Origin of the sequence: Chlorobaculum sp. 24CR (genome assembly GCF_004118635.1) — a bacterium.
GTDB lineage: Bacteria > Bacteroidota > Chlorobiia > Chlorobiales > Chlorobiaceae > Chlorobaculum.
This window is the reverse complement of the sequence record NZ_SDGU01000062.1, coordinates 1-16150: the sequence shown is the minus strand read 5'-3', so window position 1 is coordinate 16150 and position 16150 is coordinate 1. Positions and strand designations below refer to the sequence as shown.

General features: G+C 57.8%; 21 protein-coding genes. 11 read left to right on the top strand and 10 right to left on the bottom strand.

The annotated features are described in order from the left end of the window. Positions 1 to 7 precede the first annotated feature (7 nt). The 4 genes from EST62_RS11320 to EST62_RS11305 form a co-directional block, all read right to left on the bottom strand. Positions 8 to 1417 (bottom strand): MBL fold metallo-hydrolase RNA specificity domain-containing protein, encoded by a 1410-nt coding sequence (locus EST62_RS11320; protein ID WP_129052189.1) that lies wholly within the window; start codon positions 1415 to 1417, stop codon positions 8 to 10. A gap of 155 nt (positions 1418 to 1572) precedes the next feature. Continuing rightward, positions 1573 to 3492 carry a DEAD/DEAH box helicase gene (locus EST62_RS11315; protein WP_167599330.1) on the bottom strand — a complete coding sequence of 640 codons (1920 nt, stop codon included), beginning with the start codon at positions 3490 to 3492 and terminating at the stop codon, positions 1573 to 1575. 326 nt (positions 3493 to 3818) lie between these two features. Then, positions 3819 to 4400 (bottom strand): RNA 2',3'-cyclic phosphodiesterase, encoded by a 582-nt coding sequence (gene thpR / locus EST62_RS11310; protein ID WP_129052187.1) that lies wholly within the window; start codon positions 4398 to 4400, stop codon positions 3819 to 3821. Continuing rightward, on the bottom strand, positions 4400 to 4801 hold the full coding sequence (locus EST62_RS11305; protein ID WP_129052186.1) for an archease: 402 nt from the start codon (positions 4799 to 4801) through the stop codon (positions 4400 to 4402). The genes thpR and EST62_RS11305 overlap by 1 nt, the downstream gene beginning before the upstream one ends. A gap of 48 nt (positions 4802 to 4849) precedes the next feature. Here EST62_RS11305 and EST62_RS11300 point away from each other — a divergent pair, with 48 nt between their 5' ends. From EST62_RS11300 to EST62_RS11275, 6 genes are all read left to right on the top strand, one after another. Continuing rightward, complete coding sequence (locus EST62_RS11300) at positions 4850 to 6241, top strand: 3-deoxy-D-manno-octulosonic acid transferase (protein WP_245153615.1); 1392 nt, start codon at positions 4850 to 4852, stop codon at positions 6239 to 6241. 205 nt (positions 6242 to 6446) lie between these two features. Next, the gene (locus EST62_RS11295; RefSeq protein ID WP_129052185.1) at positions 6447 to 6710 is read left to right on the top strand and encodes a hypothetical protein; all 264 of its coding nucleotides are present in this window, start codon (positions 6447 to 6449) and stop codon (positions 6708 to 6710) included. Next, positions 6707 to 8131, top strand: a complete 1425-nt coding sequence (locus EST62_RS11290; protein ID WP_129052184.1) for a tetratricopeptide repeat protein — start codon at positions 6707 to 6709, stop codon at positions 8129 to 8131. Before EST62_RS11295 ends, EST62_RS11290 begins: the two co-directional genes overlap by 4 nt. A 117-nt stretch (positions 8132 to 8248) precedes the next feature. Further along, positions 8249 to 8713 carry a DUF4293 domain-containing protein gene (locus tag EST62_RS11285; RefSeq protein WP_129052183.1) on the top strand — a complete coding sequence of 155 codons (465 nt, stop codon included), beginning with the start codon at positions 8249 to 8251 and terminating at the stop codon, positions 8711 to 8713. Between the two features lie 2 nt (positions 8714 to 8715). Beyond that, positions 8716 to 9717: a 4-hydroxythreonine-4-phosphate dehydrogenase PdxA gene (gene pdxA, locus EST62_RS11280; protein WP_129052182.1), complete on the top strand. Its 1002-nt coding sequence runs from the start codon at positions 8716 to 8718 to the stop codon at positions 9715 to 9717. A 6-nt stretch (positions 9718 to 9723) separates the two neighbouring features. Continuing rightward, complete coding sequence (locus tag EST62_RS11275; RefSeq protein ID WP_129052181.1) at positions 9724 to 10443, top strand: cell division ATP-binding protein FtsE; 720 nt, start codon at positions 9724 to 9726, stop codon at positions 10441 to 10443. Positions 10444 to 10535: 92 nt separating this feature from the next. Here EST62_RS11275 and EST62_RS11270 read toward each other — a convergent pair whose 3' ends face one another. The 3 genes from EST62_RS11270 to EST62_RS11260 form a co-directional block, all read right to left on the bottom strand. Next, the gene (locus EST62_RS11270; protein WP_245153613.1) at positions 10536 to 10994 is read right to left on the bottom strand and encodes a UPF0158 family protein; all 459 of its coding nucleotides are present in this window, start codon (positions 10992 to 10994) and stop codon (positions 10536 to 10538) included. Between the two features lie 53 nt (positions 10995 to 11047). Continuing rightward, positions 11048 to 11494 carry a nucleoside deaminase gene (locus EST62_RS11265; protein WP_129052179.1) on the bottom strand — a complete coding sequence of 149 codons (447 nt, stop codon included), beginning with the start codon at positions 11492 to 11494 and terminating at the stop codon, positions 11048 to 11050. Positions 11495 to 11564: 70 nt separating this feature from the next. Beyond that, positions 11565 to 12338, bottom strand: coding sequence for a cache domain-containing protein (locus EST62_RS11260; RefSeq protein WP_167599329.1), 774 nt, complete (start codon positions 12336 to 12338; stop codon positions 11565 to 11567). 271 nt (positions 12339 to 12609) lie between these two features. Between EST62_RS11260 and EST62_RS11255 the strand changes: the two genes are divergently transcribed. From EST62_RS11255 to EST62_RS11240, 4 genes are all read left to right on the top strand, one after another. After that, positions 12610 to 13014 (top strand): type II TA system antitoxin MqsA family protein, encoded by a 405-nt coding sequence (locus tag EST62_RS11255; protein WP_209019437.1) that lies wholly within the window; start codon positions 12610 to 12612, stop codon positions 13012 to 13014. Between the two features lie 135 nt (positions 13015 to 13149). Next, positions 13150 to 13578, top strand: coding sequence for a DUF1778 domain-containing protein (locus EST62_RS11250; RefSeq protein WP_129052177.1), 429 nt, complete (start codon positions 13150 to 13152; stop codon positions 13576 to 13578). 8 nt (positions 13579 to 13586) lie between these two features. Further along, entirely contained in the window at positions 13587 to 14087 is a 501-nt protein-coding gene (locus EST62_RS11245) for a GNAT family N-acetyltransferase (RefSeq protein WP_129052176.1), read from the top strand. Then, positions 14084 to 14284 carry a DUF2442 domain-containing protein gene (locus EST62_RS11240; protein WP_129052175.1) on the top strand — a complete coding sequence of 67 codons (201 nt, stop codon included), beginning with the start codon at positions 14084 to 14086 and terminating at the stop codon, positions 14282 to 14284. Before EST62_RS11245 ends, EST62_RS11240 begins: the two co-directional genes overlap by 4 nt. Before the next feature lie 54 nt (positions 14285 to 14338). On the opposite strand, the gene EST62_RS11235 is transcribed toward EST62_RS11240, so the two are convergent. Further along, positions 14339 to 14716: a DUF86 domain-containing protein gene (locus EST62_RS11235; RefSeq protein ID WP_129052174.1), complete on the bottom strand. Its 378-nt coding sequence runs from the start codon at positions 14714 to 14716 to the stop codon at positions 14339 to 14341. Further along, positions 14709 to 14996, bottom strand: a complete 288-nt coding sequence (locus tag EST62_RS11230; RefSeq protein ID WP_129052173.1) for a nucleotidyltransferase family protein — start codon at positions 14994 to 14996, stop codon at positions 14709 to 14711. The genes EST62_RS11235 and EST62_RS11230 overlap by 8 nt, the downstream gene beginning before the upstream one ends. Before the next feature lie 406 nt (positions 14997 to 15402). Between EST62_RS11230 and EST62_RS11225 the strand changes: the two genes are divergently transcribed. Next, a complete protein-coding gene (locus tag EST62_RS11225) occupies positions 15403 to 15621 on the top strand; it encodes a DUF2442 domain-containing protein (RefSeq protein WP_167599328.1) in 219 nt (72 codons plus the stop codon). 93 nt (positions 15622 to 15714) lie between these two features. Here the strand turns inward: EST62_RS11225 and EST62_RS11220 are convergent, their stop codons facing one another. Next, the gene (locus tag EST62_RS11220; protein WP_129052172.1) at positions 15715 to 16005 is read right to left on the bottom strand and encodes a DNA-binding transcriptional regulator; all 291 of its coding nucleotides are present in this window, start codon (positions 16003 to 16005) and stop codon (positions 15715 to 15717) included. Positions 16006 to 16150: the final 145 nt, after the last annotated feature.

The following is a 16150-nucleotide window of genomic DNA, read 5'->3' as shown; positions in this document are numbered from 1 at the left end:
TTTACTGTTATTCTATCTCTGCCTTTCGCAGTTCGTTCGACACAAGGTTAAGCCGGTCGCCGGGTTGGGCAATGAGCGCATCGGCGCCAATCTCGTCGCGCAGAACTCCTCTGAACGACTCCTTGACGCTCTGTTCGCCGTGCACGATCACTATCTGCGGCGAGCCTTCCCGGCTCTTCAGCCAGCGCAAGAGGTCGTTGCGGTCGCCGTGCGCCGACAGGCCGCCGACGGTGTGCAGTTGGGCGCGCACCGCGAACTGCCGCCCGTGCATCCACACCTCCTTGCGCCCTTCGACGATCTCCCGTCCGAGCGTGCCCTCGGCCTGGAATCCGGTGATGATGATGTGGCATTCGGGCCGCCCGATGTTGCGCTTCAGGTGGTGCAGTATGCGCCCGCCGTTGCACATGCCGCTTCCGGCGATGATGATCGCGCCTTCGTGGAACTCGTTGATCTTCATCGACTCCTCCACCCTGCGCGTCAGGTGCAGGTTGCCGACGGGCGGCATTTTGCGCATCTGGCGTCGGAACAGGCGCGCCTCGTCGTCCCATAACTCCTCGTGATGCCAGTAGATACGGCTCGCTTCGATGGCCATCGGGCTGTCGAGGAACACCTGCCACTTGTTGAGTTCCCACTCATGGTAGTGCTCGCCGAACAGGTAGAGCAGCTCCTGGCTGCGGCCAATCGAGAAGGCGGGAATCAGGATGTTGCCGCAGTCGCGCCGCGAGGTCTTGATGATCTCGCCGATTTCGTCCAGGGTGCTCTCGAAATCGCGGTGCAGCCGGTCGCCGTAGGTGCTTTCGACGATCACCGTGTCGGCCTGGCCAATCGCTTCGGGATCGTTCAGGATCGGCGAATCGTACTGCCCGAGGTCGCCGCTGAACACCAGCGTGCGGGTGGTTTCGCCCTCCGTGACTTCGAGCTTGACGAACGCCGAGGCCAGGATGTGGCCCGCGTCGAAAAGCGTCACGGCGATGCCCGGCAGAATCTCCCGCCGCTCGCCGTAGCCGAGACCCGTCATGGAGCTGACGCACCGCTCGGCCTCTTCGACCGTGTAGAGCGGCTCGGCGTTGCGTTGCCCGTGCTTCTGCATGAACCGCGCGTCGCTCTCCGAAAGCATCGCCGAGTCGCGCAGCAGAATCCGGCACAAATCGATGGTGCCGTGATGCGTGAAAATCGGCCCGCGAAAGCCGCGATTCACCAGCAGCGGCAGGCGGCCCGAATGGTCGATGTGCCCGTGACTGAGCACCACGGCGTCGATTTCGGACGGCTCGAACGGAAACGGCTCGCGGTTCAGCGCCTCGACCTCCCGGCTCCCCTGCACCAGTCCGCAATCGAGCAGCACCGTCAACCCGTTCGCCCTGAGAATATGGCAGGAACCCGTCACCCGCCGCGTCGCCCCGTAGAATTCAATTTCCATGATCGCCCCCGTATTTTGGTGAACCGGTATCGCAACCAGCCGGATAAGTCAGATGCACGTAATCAAAATTTAGACGCTGCCGGATGAAAACCAAAAAAGCCTGACGCAACGGGAACCATCGCGTCAGGCTTTCAAATCGTGAAACGAGTAGCGAATCAGTCACCCATCCGCTTCTTTTTTCTGCCGGAAGAGAAGCCGGTGAAGAAACCGCCGGCATCTTTTTTGCGCTTTTCACCGGAGGGTTTTCCGTAGCTCTTCTTTTTGTCGCCGCCAAATCCACGGTCGCCACCACGCTCGCCTCCGCGGTCACTTCCGTAACTGCGATTGCCGCCGCGATCACCGCCGAATCCACGGTCGTGACGGTCGCCGTAGCCACCCTGACTGCCATCCATTTTCGAGACCCGGAGCTGGCGTCCGCAAACCCTGACCTTCTTGAGTTCCTGGAACACATCGTTCGGCATTCCCGCAGGAAGCTCGACGGTGCTGTACTGGTCGTTGATGACAATCTTGCCAACCGCTTCCGGGTCGAGGCCGATTTCGTTGATGATCGCACCGGCAATGTTGCCCGGCTTGACGTCGTGCATCTTGCCCACTTCGATGCGGTAGGTCTCCTTCTTCTCGTCGGAATAGAGGCCGCCTTTGCTCTGTCTGCGCGGCTCGCGCTCCCGGCGGTCGTCGTCACGGAACGAATCGCGACGAGGTTCCCGGTCTTGGTCCCGGCGCTCTGAACGCTCTCGCTCCTGCTTGGCGGAAAGCAGAAACGGTTCGTCGCCCTGAAAGAGCCGGGCCAGAGCGGCAGCGGCTTCGAGTTCGGAGACGTTGTGCTCCAGGCAGTACTGCCCCACCAGGCCGATGTAGAATTCGAGGTCTTCGGCGGCGATGGCGTCGGTGATGCGCTGCTTGAATTTGGCGATGCGCTTGTCGTTGACCGTCTCGGTCGAGGGCAGCTCCATTTTGTCGATGCGCTTGCGGGTGGCCCGCTCGATGGCGAAGAGCATCCCGCGCTCCCTCGGAGAGACGAACAGAATCGCCTCGCCGCTGCGTCCGGCGCGACCCGTGCGCCCGATGCGGTGCACGTAGGACTCGGTGTCGGTCGGAATGTCGTAGTTGATGACGTGGCTGATGCGCTCCACATCGAGGCCGCGCGCGGCGACGTCGGTGGCGATGACGATGTTCAGCGTGCCATCCTTGAGCTGCTCGATGGTGCGCTCACGAGCCGACTGCACCATGTCGCCATTCAACGCGGCGGCGGCATATCCGCGCGCCTGAAGCTTTTCGGCCAGCGCCACGGTTTCGGTCTTGGTGCGCACGAAGATGATGATGCCATCGAACGGCTCGACTTCGAGGATGCGCGTCAGCGCGTCGAGCTTGTGGTGGCCGCCGACCATCCAGTAGCGCTGGCGGATGGTTTCGACCGTCGTGGTCTTGCTCTGAATGGAAATCTCGGCAGGCGCTTTCAGGTACTTGCGGGCGATGCGCACGATCGGCTGCGGCATGGTAGCCGAAAAGAGCGCCACCTGGCGGTTATCGGGGGTCTGTTCGAGAATCCACTCGACGTCGTCGATAAAGCCCATGCGCAGCATCTCGTCGGCCTCGTCGAGCACCAGGCACTTCAGGCTGTCGAGGTTCAGCGTCCCCTTGCGCATGTGGTCCATCACGCGGCCCGGAGTACCGACCACCACATGAACGCCGCGCTTGAGATTGCGTATCTGCACGCCGTAATCCTGGCCGCCGTAGATCGGCAGTACATGAAAGTCAGGCATGAACTCGGCATAAGTATGGAACGCCTCGGCAACCTGGATCGCCAGCTCGCGGGTCGGCGCGAGCACGAGCGCCTGCGGATCGGTCAATGAGAGATCGATGTTAGACAATATCGGCAGAGCGAACGCCGCCGTCTTGCCGGTGCCGGTCTGCGCCTGGCCGAGCAGGTCACGCCCTTCGAGAAGCAGCGGAATGGTGCTGGCCTGAATGGGCGTCGGGGTTTCATAGCCCACCGCTTCGAGGGCCTGAAGCAGCGGTTCAGCCAGTGCAAGGCTGCGGAAATTCAAAGATTGATCTTGCTGTTGTTCGCTCATAGTCTCCTTCCATGTCATTGTTGAAAGCACCGTCAATAACCGGCGATCCCGACAGCAATCGGAACGATGGCATTATTCGTTAACGGTACACGAAAAAACCCTGTCGGGGCGCACGTGGTCGCAATGCTGGAAAGAAGAGAAATGAAGGGGGGAAGTCTCACGTCAGTCCTGAGGCAGCCAAAGGCCGGCCATCGATCCATCACAATCAGCAGAAAAACGCGGCTCAATCAGCCGTCAATATTTTCTGACTCTTTCTTGGCATCATCACCACAATAAAAATTGATTTGAATAGTACGATTTTATCTGACCAAAGACGAATTTATTTTTCAATGATGACAAGCGCTTGCATCAACCGCGCAGAGATCAGCCGCCCGCCCAAGCCCGATCCGGCACAGTTCGCGGTACTGTGCGCCGCCGGGCTTGAGCAGCGATTCGTAGAGGCAGAGCGCGTCGAGCGTTCCGCGCCACGACACCGGTTCGCGCAGTTTGCGCTGGCCCATCGCATCGAGATCACGGGAGTTGAAGCGGGCGATGGTGAGGTGCAGGAGGAATGATTTGCGCGGTTCGCCCGGCGCTCCGGTCGCGGCAAGGAGCCCCCGCGCGAACTCCGGCAGTCCGGCAGGAGCCGCGCCGGTCGCCCAGATGAGCCTCGGGCGGCGCGGGTCGGGGCCGAACGATATCTGCTCGAAGATGACCTCGAACGGCGACTGCCGCGCCGCCGCCTCGCTCAATGCGCGGCAGACGGTATCGACATCGAGGCATTGCCACGGCGGAACCAGCGTCAGATGAAGGTTCTCCGGCCTCACCCACCGTACCGTCAGCCCGGCGTGCGCCCGCCGATACGCCTGAGTTGCTTCAACAAGCTCGCGGCAAGCGGGCAGGCCGACAAAAACTCTCGTGCCCTCCATCAGATGTCCATCAACAAGATTGCGACCCACGAACCGTCAGCCCGCTCTTCGACCGTCGCGCCGTGATACGTGACCGCCTTGATTTCATCCCTCGCGCCGGAAATCGCCCTGCCGAGAAACGAGCCTTCGACGAACTCGTCGCTGACCGAGCGGATTGCGAGCGCGTCGTAGGCTTCGTGGTGAATCTGCGAGAGCGTGAGCGCTTCGTTGAGCAGATCGATGAGCAGCGCCGTGCGGTCGGGCGCTTCGACGCGAAACGGACGCTCGACCCGCACATCCGTCCACTCCGGGCCAGTCCACGCCATCATCGCCCGCAACGCCTCGCCCGCCAGCTCCGCGAAGCTCGCGGCACTCACCTCGAAGCAGAGGTCGGCGGTATGGTCGAGCTGGCGGTACGGCATGTTCCGGAATCTCCGTGATGAATCGTTCGGCAGAGCTTCATACAGACAATGTACGCAACGAAAATGAACGATGCCGCCCGACCGGAACGCACGGCGACTCTTGTCTCATTTTTTATTATTTTCGACAACGACAGCTCTTCATCGCCCAACAAAATCATGGTCTCACTCGTCCTGGCCGCATACCGGTTGCTCTCTCCGCTCCAGCCGCATCTGCTCCGGCTATTGGCGTCGCGCAAGCCGAGATTGAAAACTTTCGCGGAGGCGCGGACGAACCTGTTCGAGGAGCTTGAATCGCGCCTCGCCGCGCTGCCGGAACCGTCGTGCCGACTGTGGATTCACGCCTCGTCGGTCGGCGAGTTCGAGCAGGCCCGCACGATCATTGCGGAGTTGCGCGAGCAGATTCCGGAGATGGATGTGGTGGTGTCGTTCTTCTCCGACTCGGGCTACGAAACGCGGAAGCACTACCCCGACGCGGCGGCGGTCTTCTACCTGCCGCTCGACACGCCGGAGAACGCCCGGCAACTCGCGGCACTCGTCGGCGCGGACATCTTCATGCTGATGCGCTACGACTTCTGGCCGAACCATCTCGAAGCGATCAAGCGAAGCGGGGCGCGAATGCTCCTCGCCGCCGCCGCCCTCCCGCCCGGATCACCCTACCTCAAGCGCGGATTGAGAGGATTTTACCGCGACCTTTTTTCGCTTTTCGACGTCATCTACACCATCGACGCCGAAGGCCGTGAAACGTTTCTGAACCAATTCGGCTGCAAGAACGTCATCACGGCGGGCGATCCGCGATTCGACCAGGTTGTCGAGCGCCGGAAAAAAAGCGACGAACGGGCGGCGCGGCTCAAGCCGCTCTTCCGCGACCGGATGGTGCTGGTCGGCGGCAGCACCTGGGAGCCGGACGAGGCGATCCTCGTTCCCGCGTGGCTTTCTCTCCGCCGGAAACTCAGCCTCGTCCTGGTGCCGCACAAGGTGGATCGGCAGAACATCGGGCGGCTGCTGGAGAATCTGCGGGAGCGCGACATCGAAGCGGTGACCATTTCAGAGATGGACGAAACCTTCGACCCGGCCCGGCAGGTACTGGTGATCGACCAGACCGGCTACCTCGCCGAGCTGTACGCCATCGCCTCGATCGCCTACGTCGGCGGCGGCTTCGGCGTGAACGTGCACAACACCATCGAACCGGCCGCGCATGGCATTCCGGTGCTCTTCGGCCCGATCTACGGCAATTCGCCCGAAGCCACCGGCCTCGTCGAAGCCGGAGCGGCCACGGTGGTCACCGGCGAGCCGGAACTCCGTGAGGCGCTGACCGCGTTTGTCGAAAATGCCGGGCAACTGAAAAAGGCCGGAGAAAAGGCAAGCGGATTCGTCAACGCCCGTCTCGGCGCCACCGTGATTATCGCCAGAGATATAGCGCAGCATTGCCGCAGAAAGTGACGGAGCGGGATAACACCCTGGGAACGCCGAGCGCCTGCTCGGCATATTCTGATTCCTGAACAATCTTTCGTCGGGATGCTCTCGACCCATCGGGCCAGCCCTCTTCTCAACCCCTGTAATCGCTCCCAACCAATTGCCCCGGCACTATTTCCGCAGTATCTTTCGGCATACAGATTTTGCAGTTTCACCCCCATCCCCACTGCCAATGAAAAAAGAAGTGAAAGTGGCGATCATCGGCGGCATTGTCGCGATCATCGTCGCAGTCATAACCGGCGCGTTCGGTTATCTGAACTCAAGGAAAACGGAACCCGCTCCGGTCGCACCTGCCGTAACGGCTCCTGCAACACAGCCTGCTACGCCGCCGTCACAATCCGTTGAGAAGAATGAAGGAAACGTCACGATCATCAACGGTGACAACAACATCAGTGCTGGTGGCAACGTCACGATTCAGGGAGAAGAGCAAAGATGAGATCAACCATACATCGTTTCGCGGGCACCGTCATTGCCGGGATCACCATTCTCACGCTCACCGCGCAACCCTCTTTGTCTGCCGCCCAGGTGAAAACCACCATCAACGGAGATGAAAACATCGTTGCTGACGGGAATGTTACAGTCTATCGCGGATTGAGTCCAAAGCAACTGGCCGAGTACAGAAAATCCATCCAGCATCAGGACTGGGAGGCGACCAAAGAGAATCCCGCGTTCAGGAAGCTGGTTCGCGCCGCTCATGGCGGCAAGGAGGTCGAGCAACTCGATGCCTACAGCCGGGCGAAATTCTGGGAAGACCTCTCAAACTTCCTCGACAAGGTGGTGCAGGCGGATGCCGACGCGCAAAAGCTGTTTCAGCAAGGCTCCGTCGGCGCTGAACTGAAAGCGCTGATTCCAAAAATCGAAGCCGCCAGAGACAACTTCAACTACGACGAGGTCAATCGCCTGCTCGCCGAGTTCCGCAACAAACACAACGATTTGCAGCAAGACCTTGCAAAAGTGCATTATCTGCAAGGCCAGACCTACGAGCTGCAAATCAACTACCCCGAAGCCGAGCGCTACTACAAAAAAGCCGCCGCCATCGAGGACGAGAACCCGCTCTATCTCAATACCCATGCTGGAATACTCTGGAAAATGGGGCGTTACGCCGAAGCTGAACCACTCTTTCGACGCGCTCTTTCTATCGGAGAAAAGACTCTTGGCCCAGAGTATCCCGATGTTGCCGCAAGCCTGAACAATCTGGCGGTATTGCTCTCTGATCAGGGTAACTACACCGAAGCCGAACCACTTTTTCGTCGTGCTTTTGCTATCAGGGAAAAAGTTCTCGGCCCAAATCATCCTGATGTTGCTACAGACCTAAACAATCTGGCACTTTTGCTGAAAACTCAGGGCAAGTATGACGAGGCTGGACTGCTCTTCCGACGCGCTCTCGCCATGAATGAAAAAGCTCTCGGCCCAAATCATCCTGATGTTGCTACAAACCTAAACAATCTGGCGCTTTTACTCTCTGATCAGGAGAAGTACGCTGAAGCCGAACCGCTTTATCGACGCGCTCTCGCCATCGATGAAAAAGCTCTCAGCTCAAATCATCCTGATGTTGCTACAGACCTAAACAATCTGGCGCTTTTGCTCTCTGATCAGGAGAAGTACGCTGAAGCCGAACCGCTTTATCGACGCGCTCTTGTTATCGATGAAAAAGCTCTCGGCTCAAATCATCCAAACGTTGCCACTCGCCTGAACAATCTGGCAAGCTTACTCTATGGTCAGGGCAAGTATGACGACGCTGAACCGCTCTTTCGGCGCGCTCTCGTTATCGATGAAAAAGCGCTTGGCCCCAATCATCCAACTACAGTATTATACAGAAACAATCTGAACGCTTTGCTGGCGAAGAAAAAGCAGTGAGCCTCACCATCGCGGCAAGCCGATTCATCCACCCCTGCCAACAAAGAACCCTGCCCCGAATTCCTGATTTCCGTATATTCAGGGCATATCATGCAACGAACCTAAACCTCGTCCATCATGTTAAGCAGAATCCAAAGCCTCTACCTCTTCCTTGCCGCGCTGCTCGCGTTCGGCAGCATGGCCTTTCCGTTCTGGAGCTTCACGACCGACACGCTCATTCTTTTCGGTGACTTCATGGACGTGCAGGGCGCGGGCGTGATCGTCACCGCCGGAAGCGTCGCTGGCGGCATTCTCTCGCCGCTTACCGGCATCGTGGCGCTCGTGACCATCTTCATGTTCTCGAAGCGCAAACTCCAGCAAACGCTGATCTCGCTTTGCGTTGTGCTGTTCGTGGCCGACCTGCTTGCCGGGCTTGCGGGCGGGCACTTCCTGAAGCAGTACCTCGAAACGCAGTCAACCTCCGTGAGCTTCGCGCCCGGCAGCGGGCTGTTCATGCTGCTGCCCGAACCGGTGCTCTTCTGGCTCGCCTCGCTTGGCGTGAAGAAGGACGAAAAGATCGCGACCGCGTACAAGAGGCTCTGACCATGCGCATCGTCTTTTCAATCGGCGACATTCACGGCATCGGGCCGGAGATCATCCTGAAAAGCCTCCTCGCGCTGCCTTCGGGAGAGGAGTGCTACGTCGCCGCCGGATCGCTCAAGGCGCTCGAATTCTACCGCGACCGGCTCGGCCTGCCGGTGGAGCTGCGCCGGATTGACAGTCCGGGCGACATCGCGCAGATCGTGCCGGAAGCGGGTGTGCTGCACGTGCTGAGCGTCGCCGAGCCGGAGGCGATCCAGCCGGGCGCACTCTCGGCAAGCGCGGGCGAAATCGCCATGCGCTCGCTCGAAGCCGCCGCCTCGCTCTGCCGTAGCGGCCTCTGCGACGCCCTCGTCACCGCGCCCTTGCACAAGGAGGCGATTGCACTTGCCGGATACCGCAACACCGGCCACACCGATTTTCTGGCCGACTTTTTCGGCGTCTCGTCGCAGATCATGCTCTTTGTCGATCCCGTCTCCGGCCTCAAGGTGGCGCTGGCGACGATTCACGAGCCGCTCGCAAAGGTGCCGGAGCTGGTGCGGGCGATGGATCTCGACGGATTTTTCGCCACGCTCGCCGCGTCGATGCGGCGCGACTTCCGGCTCGACGCGCCGAAGATCGCCGTGCTTGGCCTCAACCCGCACGCCTCGGACGGCGGCGTCATGGGCAGCGAGGAGGCCACGGTGATCCGCCCGGCTATCGAGCGGCTGGCGGCGTCGATGCAGATCGACGGCCCGTTTCCGGCGGACGGCTTTTTTGGCGCGAAACGCTACCGCGACTACGACCTCGTCGTCGCCATGTACCACGACCAGGGGCTTTTGCCCTTCAAGGTGCTCGCGTTTGACACGGGCATCAACGTCACGCTCGGCCTGCCCATTGTGCGCACCTCGCCCGACCACGGCACCGGCTTCGACAAGGCGGGCAAGGGCACGGCCTCCGAACGCAGTTTTCTCGAAGCGGCAAAGCTTGCCGCCACCATCGCAACGAACAGAACGCAAACCACTTAGAAACCCATGATCGCCTTCGTCAACGCCGATATCGACATCAGGAAAAAACCCATTTTCCGGAACCTGAACTTTTCGATCCAGCCGGGTGAGCTGGTCTATATCGTGGGCCGGAGCGGCAGCGGCAAGACCACGCTGCTCAAGTCGCTCTACATGGAGACGAGGCCGGTGAAGGGCGAAATCGTCGTCAACGGCTACAGCTCGCGGAAGATCAGAAAGGGCAAAATCGCGATGCTCCGGCGCAAGCTCGGCATCGTCTTCCAGGACTTCCGGCTGCTCGAAGACCGCAGCGTCTATGACAATCTCGCCTTCGTGCTCAAGGTGACGGGCACCAAGCACTCGCTCATCAAGGAGAAGGTGATGACCGCGCTGAAGGAGGTCGGCCTCGAACAGGCCGCCAAAGAGATGCCGCAGAACCTCTCCGGCGGCGAGCAACAGCGCGTGGTAATCGCCCGCGCGCTGGTCGGCGAGCCGCTCGCCATCATCGCCGACGAGCCGACAGGCAACCTCGACCCGGAAACCTCGCTCGAAATCCTCGAATACCTCAAGAAGATCAACGCCAAAGGCATCAGCGTCATCGTCGGCACGCACGACTACGAGCTGGTGCGCCACCACCCTTCGCGCACACTCATGATCAAGGAGATGAATCTGGTAGAATGCACCATCGAGACCGCCCCCGCCGACACCTGCTGGCGACCAGTGCCGAAGGCGGAAGCGCAGGCGTCGTGAGGTTTACGGCTGAAGGTGGACAGCGTGGAGGAGGTGGACGGGATGGCGGAGCGATGTGAAGTTCATGCTGTTGTGAACCGCGCCTTTTTTGGCTACTCCCCGGCGTAGGAAATCTCTTGCTTTTCAAGCCAATCGATGGCGATGGCCCGCAACGCCTTGTCGCGAAAGGCGCTCCACGCCTCCGAAACCCCGAACGCCTCCGCCGTGCTCCTGATGCGCATCGATGCTCCGCGCCCCTGAATGCTCCGCAGCAACCCGCGCCGCAGTTCGTCGTTTTCAACCGTCTGGCAGAATCGCCGCATGATCGAACAGTCATCGATGTCGAACTGATCGGGCAACTCGCGGTAATCGCCGGAATTCAGCGCCACGCCGGCCTCCCGCACCATCGCCTCCTCCCCCGCCCGGACAGCGCTGCCCAACTCCGCCGCATCCAGCGCATCGCGGCTAAACGTCACAATCCGTCCCGTCCCGATATTCAGAAACGCCCGCTGCTCTTCATCAGCCTGGCCTATAGCCTCAACGACATCTTTCAGCCGGATAATCAAGCTCATATTCGTTGCCTTCATAAAATGGTTGGAGTCTTTGATGGATGCCGGAAGCGCCCTCACCCGTTCCCGGCGATGTCTTCGTCCCAGAGGTCGGGGCGTTCGGCGATGAATGCGTCCATCAGGCTGCGGCATCCGGCGTCGTCGAGAAGCGTGACTTCGACGCCGTGCTCGCGCAGGAATCCGGCGTTGCCTCGGAAGTTCCGCTCCTCCCCCACGACGACCCGCCCGATGCCGAACTGGACGATTGCGCCCGCGCACATCATGCACGGCGAGAGCGTCGTGTAGAGCGTTACGTCGCTGTACCGGGCGCGGCGGCCCGCCTTGCGGATGCAGTCCATCTCGCCGTGAGCGATCGGGTCGCCCTGCTGCACGCGCTGGTTGTGCCCGGCGGCGATCACCTCGCCATTTTCGACCATCACCGCCCCGACCGGCACGCCGCCCTCTTCGTAGCTCTTCCGGGCCTGTTCGAGGGCCAGCGCCATAAACTCACGGTCTCTGTCCATAGTATCGATAATATTTCAGATTACGCCTGACGGTCATTCTGGGCGAAGCGAAAAATGACAGCGTGACCGGTTATTTGCATTGCCGGGCGATGAAAAAGTACCAGCCGAGAAGCTCGGATTTGCGGAAAATCGAGGTCATCTTCTTGCCGTCGAGCGAATAATTGAAAACGCCCCGATCCTTGCCCATCACCTTTTTGAAAGCGTCGCCAAGGCTTTCGTTGCCGATTTCGGAAACCGTTTTGAACGTCCGGGCCTGATAGCGGTGCAGCGTGACTTTGGTCTTGGCATCAAGCGCGTAGAAGTAGGCGTTGTCCGGCAGCGTCATGCGGGATTCGACAAGTTCGGCAAGCTTGACCGCATCGACCGAAACGCCAACCGCCGCAATCACCTTGCCGCTGGCGACCACCGGAACGGCGACGATAATCGAGCGCTGCCCCGTCGATTTACTGATGACCAGCTCGCCAAGCACCTCCTTGCCCGCCGCGAGTTTCGGGAAATAGGCGCGGTCACGGAGACTCTGTTCAGCGAGTCCGCCCTTCGCGGTGGAGTAGTAGCTGCCATCGGGCATCATGAACCACACCGTGGCATTGGTCGGCAGATCCTGACTGAAGCGGTCGAGCAATGGCTTGACTTCGTCCCATTTGGCCGACTTCGCCTCTTTTGAAACGGCAATGGCTTTTTCTGTGCGAAGAATGCCCGCGAGATGATCTTCGACCAGCCCGGTGAACGCGCCAAGTGCGACCTCGGGTTCAAGCTTGACCGAAACCCCTTTTCCTTCCGCGCGAACCGTGAGCAGACACAGCGCCAGCGCGGCGGACATCAAAATTGAAATGAACCTGGACATGCGAGACCTCCTTTCAAGTTGTTTGAGAAACACCATGAACTACAAGACCCCAACACTTCAACAGAACAGGAACATGCAGCCGCGCCACACCAGCCGAGCCGCCTCTTTAAAGTTCAGAATATCCGGGGTGAGAATCAAGGAAGTGGAAAGAAATAGTGCCCCTGCAAGCGCAAAACAATTCAGATCTACTGTTAAGTGAAGTTTATTTGACATATAATTGGATAATTTTATCAAATTGATAAGTATAAATGAAAAAGGAACAAGGGTGATTATGAATACGAAGAAATGTCCCTCTTGCGGTCACAGCGGTATGATCGACAAGGTTTTGGAGGAAACGCTCACGTATGGCGGCAAATCGATGACGTTGCATGACATGCACGGCCAGTTCTGCCCGGAATGTGGCGAAGGGATTTGGGATGAAGAGAGCTACCGACGCTATACGGAGGCTCAGGAAGGTTTGGTACGGGCAATCAAAGGCGACCCGGCGGCAGACATCCGGCGCATCCGCAGAAAGCTGAAGCTGACCCAAGCAAAACTCGCATCATCGTTCGGCGTCGGCAAAGTTGCGTTCTCGCGTTACGAGCGCGGAGAAACCAAACCGCCTGCGCCGCTTCTCAAATTGCTCAAACTCATCGACCGGCATCCAGATTTGCTTGAGGAGATTGAGAAGTTGTGATGAGCGGAAGCGCCTCGAAGGAGAAATCCAAAGTACTTGCCCTGAACGAAGCTACCATAAAAGCTTTACCCTTGCTAACTCAAACCGATCTTTTTCTTATATTCCGGTAAATTGCCGTACAAAACTTGACTCATTATGAAAACGACGCTCAATCCAAAAAATAAATCGGTAACCGATACGCTTTCCAAAACGAATTGGAACAAGTCCGGAAAAGGAGAATCGTCATTTAAAAAAGCCACAAGTGTAAAATGTCTCCTCACAGTACCTCAAAAAGCCTCAAAACAAAAAGCCGATAGCAAAGCTCGGCTTGAAGCGAGAATCAGCAGTCAGGTTCATTCGACGATCAAGCGAGCCGCCGAAATTCAGGGAAGGACGGTGACCGATTTTGTCGTTCATGCCGCGCTCGAAGCCGCTACCAAAACGATTGAGGGGAGCCACGTTATCCAGTTGTCGATTGAAGGGCAAACGGCGTTTGCGGAGGCGCTCCTGAACCCGCCGGAGCCGAATGAAGCGCTGAAAAAAGCGTTTGACAAACACGCTGAATTGATCGGGAACAACGGCTAAACGAGATCATGAGCACTTCGCCATTCTCGATAGTCTCCTTCAGCCGCGAAAACGCGAAAGCCGGATTTTGCTGCGGAGTTGAACTCCTCGACCGCTATTTTGCTGAACGCGCCGGTCAGGATATCAAACGAAATCTCGCCCGCTGCTTTGTAGCTATCGACAATGAAGAAAAGAGAATAGCTGGATATTACACGCTTTCCGCAGCTCAGATTCCGTTGCTGGAGGTGCCCGATCAGCTTGCCAGAAAGATGCCTCGTTACGACGCTATCCCCGCGTCGAGAATCGGGCGGCTGGCGGTTGACGAACGCTATCAGGGACGAGGTCTTGGCAGCGTACTTATTGCCGATGCCCTGAAAAAATCGTCGAACACCGCGATGGGGGTTTATGCGTTGCTGGTCGATGCAAAAGATCACAACGCCACGGCATTTTACCAGCACCACGGTTTCATCCCTTGTCTCGGCAGACCTCAAACCCTCTTCCTGCCGCTGGGAACCATTGGGAAGTTGTGAGACATGTCACCTTCGACGATGGGTTGCATGGTGAGATCGATTTTTCAGAGTACCCGGAGAAAGGCCCGGTGTTCGCGCCTCTCAAGGAGCCGGGCTTTTTCAGAAAAGCTTTTATCGATGGCGGAAGCGTCGCTCAGCCCAACGGAGCGGATGTCGCTCCCGAATCCCTCTACGAAAAACTCCTGCAAAAAGAATGAAAGCGGGAAGGTGTCGTGCATCAATCCCGAGTTCCGAGGACTTTCGGCATGGGACTACAAACGTTGAGTCGTCTCGATCATGGAGAGTACAGCTTGTCGCAATTCCGGGAGTTCATGAATGCAGATATTGAATATTTCTTCAGCGTCGATGTTAAAATATTGATGTGAAAGCACATCCCGAATACCTTTCACGCCTGTCCAGTTGATGTTCGGGTAATCCTTGAGCAGGTTGCCGTCAGTTTCCTTGTCTATTTTCTTGAAATTTTCGCCAACCGCAATGAGCATCATGGCAATCGAATCGAGCATGTCGAGACCGTGTTCGCTGTCGAGAAAATCGTCAACCGTTTTGATCGAAGCGGCTCGCCGCTCGATTCTGCCGAGCGCCTCATCGATCTGACTGAGTTTTTCAGCAAGAAGGCGCGTGTTATACATAAAGCGCTTCCTCGTCAATGTGCGCTTTGAGGTACTGGTTCATGCGTTTCCAGTAGCGAATCACGTCAACCTTTCTCATCAGAAGCGATTCGAGAGTCGCCTGTAATTCTGCCTGGAGTAACAGGTTAGGCTCCATTTCAACAACAATGTCAATATCACTGTCAGGCTTGGCAGTGTCATTGGCGACGGAACCGAAGATGCCGACTTTTTTTACGTGATATTTATCAGCAAGCTCTTGCTTGTGTTCACGGATAATCTGTAGTACCTGTTCCTTTTGCATTGTTCTGCCTGTTGCTGAAATGCAGTTTGAGGTTGCTCTTTTGAAGTATATGACGGCCATTCATTCTTTGCAATATCTTTCAGGCATGGCCCGATGAGCCGAAGGATCAACGAAAAAATTTGCGGCAACGGATTAACGGCCCTGATATTCAGTGATACCAACGAGCTTTTGGCAGATTGGGAGCTTGCCGGATCGAGCAAGGAGATGATGCCTGGCGAACCTTTAAACTGAAGAGTGCACCATTTGGAACCTGAATGATGTGATCGGGATAACGTACTTCTGCGATTATCGTTATCCCGTCATTGCGAGGAGCGTAGCGACGTGGCAATCCATGCGGAATCGGCGAAGGCAGTAAAAGATGGATCGCCACATCCCGACAGGTCGTTACTCGCTATGACGAGTTCTCGTGATTCGAGGAGAGAACTGGCTTGGTGATGTCGATTTTTCAGAGTACCCGCAAAAAGGCCCGGTGTTCGCTACTCTCAAAGAGCCTGGCTTTTTCAGAAAAGCTTTTATCGACGGCGGAAGCGTCGCTTGGCCCAACGGAGCGGATGTTGCTCCCGAATCCCTCTACGAACAACTCCTGCAAAAAGAACAAAACCGGGAATGTGGGGTGCGGCAATGAATTGTGGGTTTTCGTGGGATCGCCGAAGGATCAACAAAGGAAGTATGGCAAAGGCTCAACGTCTCGGAACCGCTGAAAACATCAATCAGGCGTTCACTCCGACAATGCCCGGCTGACGGCTTCGGGTTCGCGGGCGATGACCGTCAGCAACACTCGCGCCGAGCGTTCCGGTTTGCGGCGTTTCTGCTCCCAATCCTGCACGGCACGAATATCGAAACCAAAACGCAAGGAAAACTCCGGTTGCGTCAATCCGAGACTCTTGCGGATCGCCTTAACATCCACCTCTTCCGGCACATGCGCGACAAAACCTTCCTTTGCTTCGCCACGGGCATAGGCCAGTGCTTGCCGCGCCGAACTGATCAGTTTACTTCCTGCCTCTGACATTGCGTTTCACTCCAACTCTATAGGCCTCGGCAATCGAGCCCAAAATTTCTCTCAAATAAAGGATCCTCGAAGCAGAGCTTCGAGGTATTTAGAAGAGTTGGAGCTGCTGTGAATGCAACTTTTTATACTCAATTTCTCGACCTTG

What these genes read in the sequence shown, in the direction of transcription:
- EST62_RS11255 (WP_209019437.1), top strand. Translation starts at nt 12,610, where the DNA reads ATGAATACGAAGAAATGTCCCTCTTGCGGTCACAGCGGTATGATCGAC.
- EST62_RS11300 (WP_245153615.1), top strand. Translation starts at nt 4,850, where the DNA reads ATGTACGCAACGAAAATGAACGATGCCGCCCGACCGGAACGCACGGCG.
- EST62_RS11270 (WP_245153613.1), bottom strand. Translation starts at nt 10,994, where the DNA reads ATGAGCTTGATTATCCGGCTGAAAGATGTCGTTGAGGCTATAGGCCAG.
- thpR (WP_129052187.1), bottom strand. Translation starts at nt 4,400, where the DNA reads ATGGAGGGCACGAGAGTTTTTGTCGGCCTGCCCGCTTGCCGCGAGCTT.
- EST62_RS11320 (WP_129052189.1), bottom strand. Translation starts at nt 1,417, where the DNA reads ATGGAAATTGAATTCTACGGGGCGACGCGGCGGGTGACGGGTTCCTGC.
- EST62_RS11235 (WP_129052174.1), bottom strand. Translation starts at nt 14,716, where the DNA reads ATGTATAACACGCGCCTTCTTGCTGAAAAACTCAGTCAGATCGATGAG.
- EST62_RS11250 (WP_129052177.1), top strand. Translation starts at nt 13,150, where the DNA reads ATGAAAACGACGCTCAATCCAAAAAATAAATCGGTAACCGATACGCTT.
- pdxA (WP_129052182.1), top strand. Translation starts at nt 8,716, where the DNA reads ATGCGCATCGTCTTTTCAATCGGCGACATTCACGGCATCGGGCCGGAG.
- EST62_RS11265 (WP_129052179.1), bottom strand. Translation starts at nt 11,494, where the DNA reads ATGGACAGAGACCGTGAGTTTATGGCGCTGGCCCTCGAACAGGCCCGG.
- EST62_RS11305 (WP_129052186.1), bottom strand. Translation starts at nt 4,801, where the DNA reads ATGCCGTACCGCCAGCTCGACCATACCGCCGACCTCTGCTTCGAGGTG.
- EST62_RS11245 (WP_129052176.1), top strand. Translation starts at nt 13,587, where the DNA reads ATGAGCACTTCGCCATTCTCGATAGTCTCCTTCAGCCGCGAAAACGCG.
- EST62_RS11295 (WP_129052185.1), top strand. Translation starts at nt 6,447, where the DNA reads ATGAAAAAAGAAGTGAAAGTGGCGATCATCGGCGGCATTGTCGCGATC.
- EST62_RS11260 (WP_167599329.1), bottom strand. Translation starts at nt 12,338, where the DNA reads ATGTCCAGGTTCATTTCAATTTTGATGTCCGCCGCGCTGGCGCTGTGT.
- EST62_RS11230 (WP_129052173.1), bottom strand. Translation starts at nt 14,996, where the DNA reads ATGCAAAAGGAACAGGTACTACAGATTATCCGTGAACACAAGCAAGAG.
- EST62_RS11285 (WP_129052183.1), top strand. Translation starts at nt 8,249, where the DNA reads ATGTTAAGCAGAATCCAAAGCCTCTACCTCTTCCTTGCCGCGCTGCTC.
- EST62_RS11315 (WP_167599330.1), bottom strand. Translation starts at nt 3,492, where the DNA reads ATGAGCGAACAACAGCAAGATCAATCTTTGAATTTCCGCAGCCTTGCA.
- EST62_RS11290 (WP_129052184.1), top strand. Translation starts at nt 6,707, where the DNA reads ATGAGATCAACCATACATCGTTTCGCGGGCACCGTCATTGCCGGGATC.
- EST62_RS11275 (WP_129052181.1), top strand. Translation starts at nt 9,724, where the DNA reads ATGATCGCCTTCGTCAACGCCGATATCGACATCAGGAAAAAACCCATT.
- EST62_RS11220 (WP_129052172.1), bottom strand. Translation starts at nt 16,005, where the DNA reads ATGTCAGAGGCAGGAAGTAAACTGATCAGTTCGGCGCGGCAAGCACTG.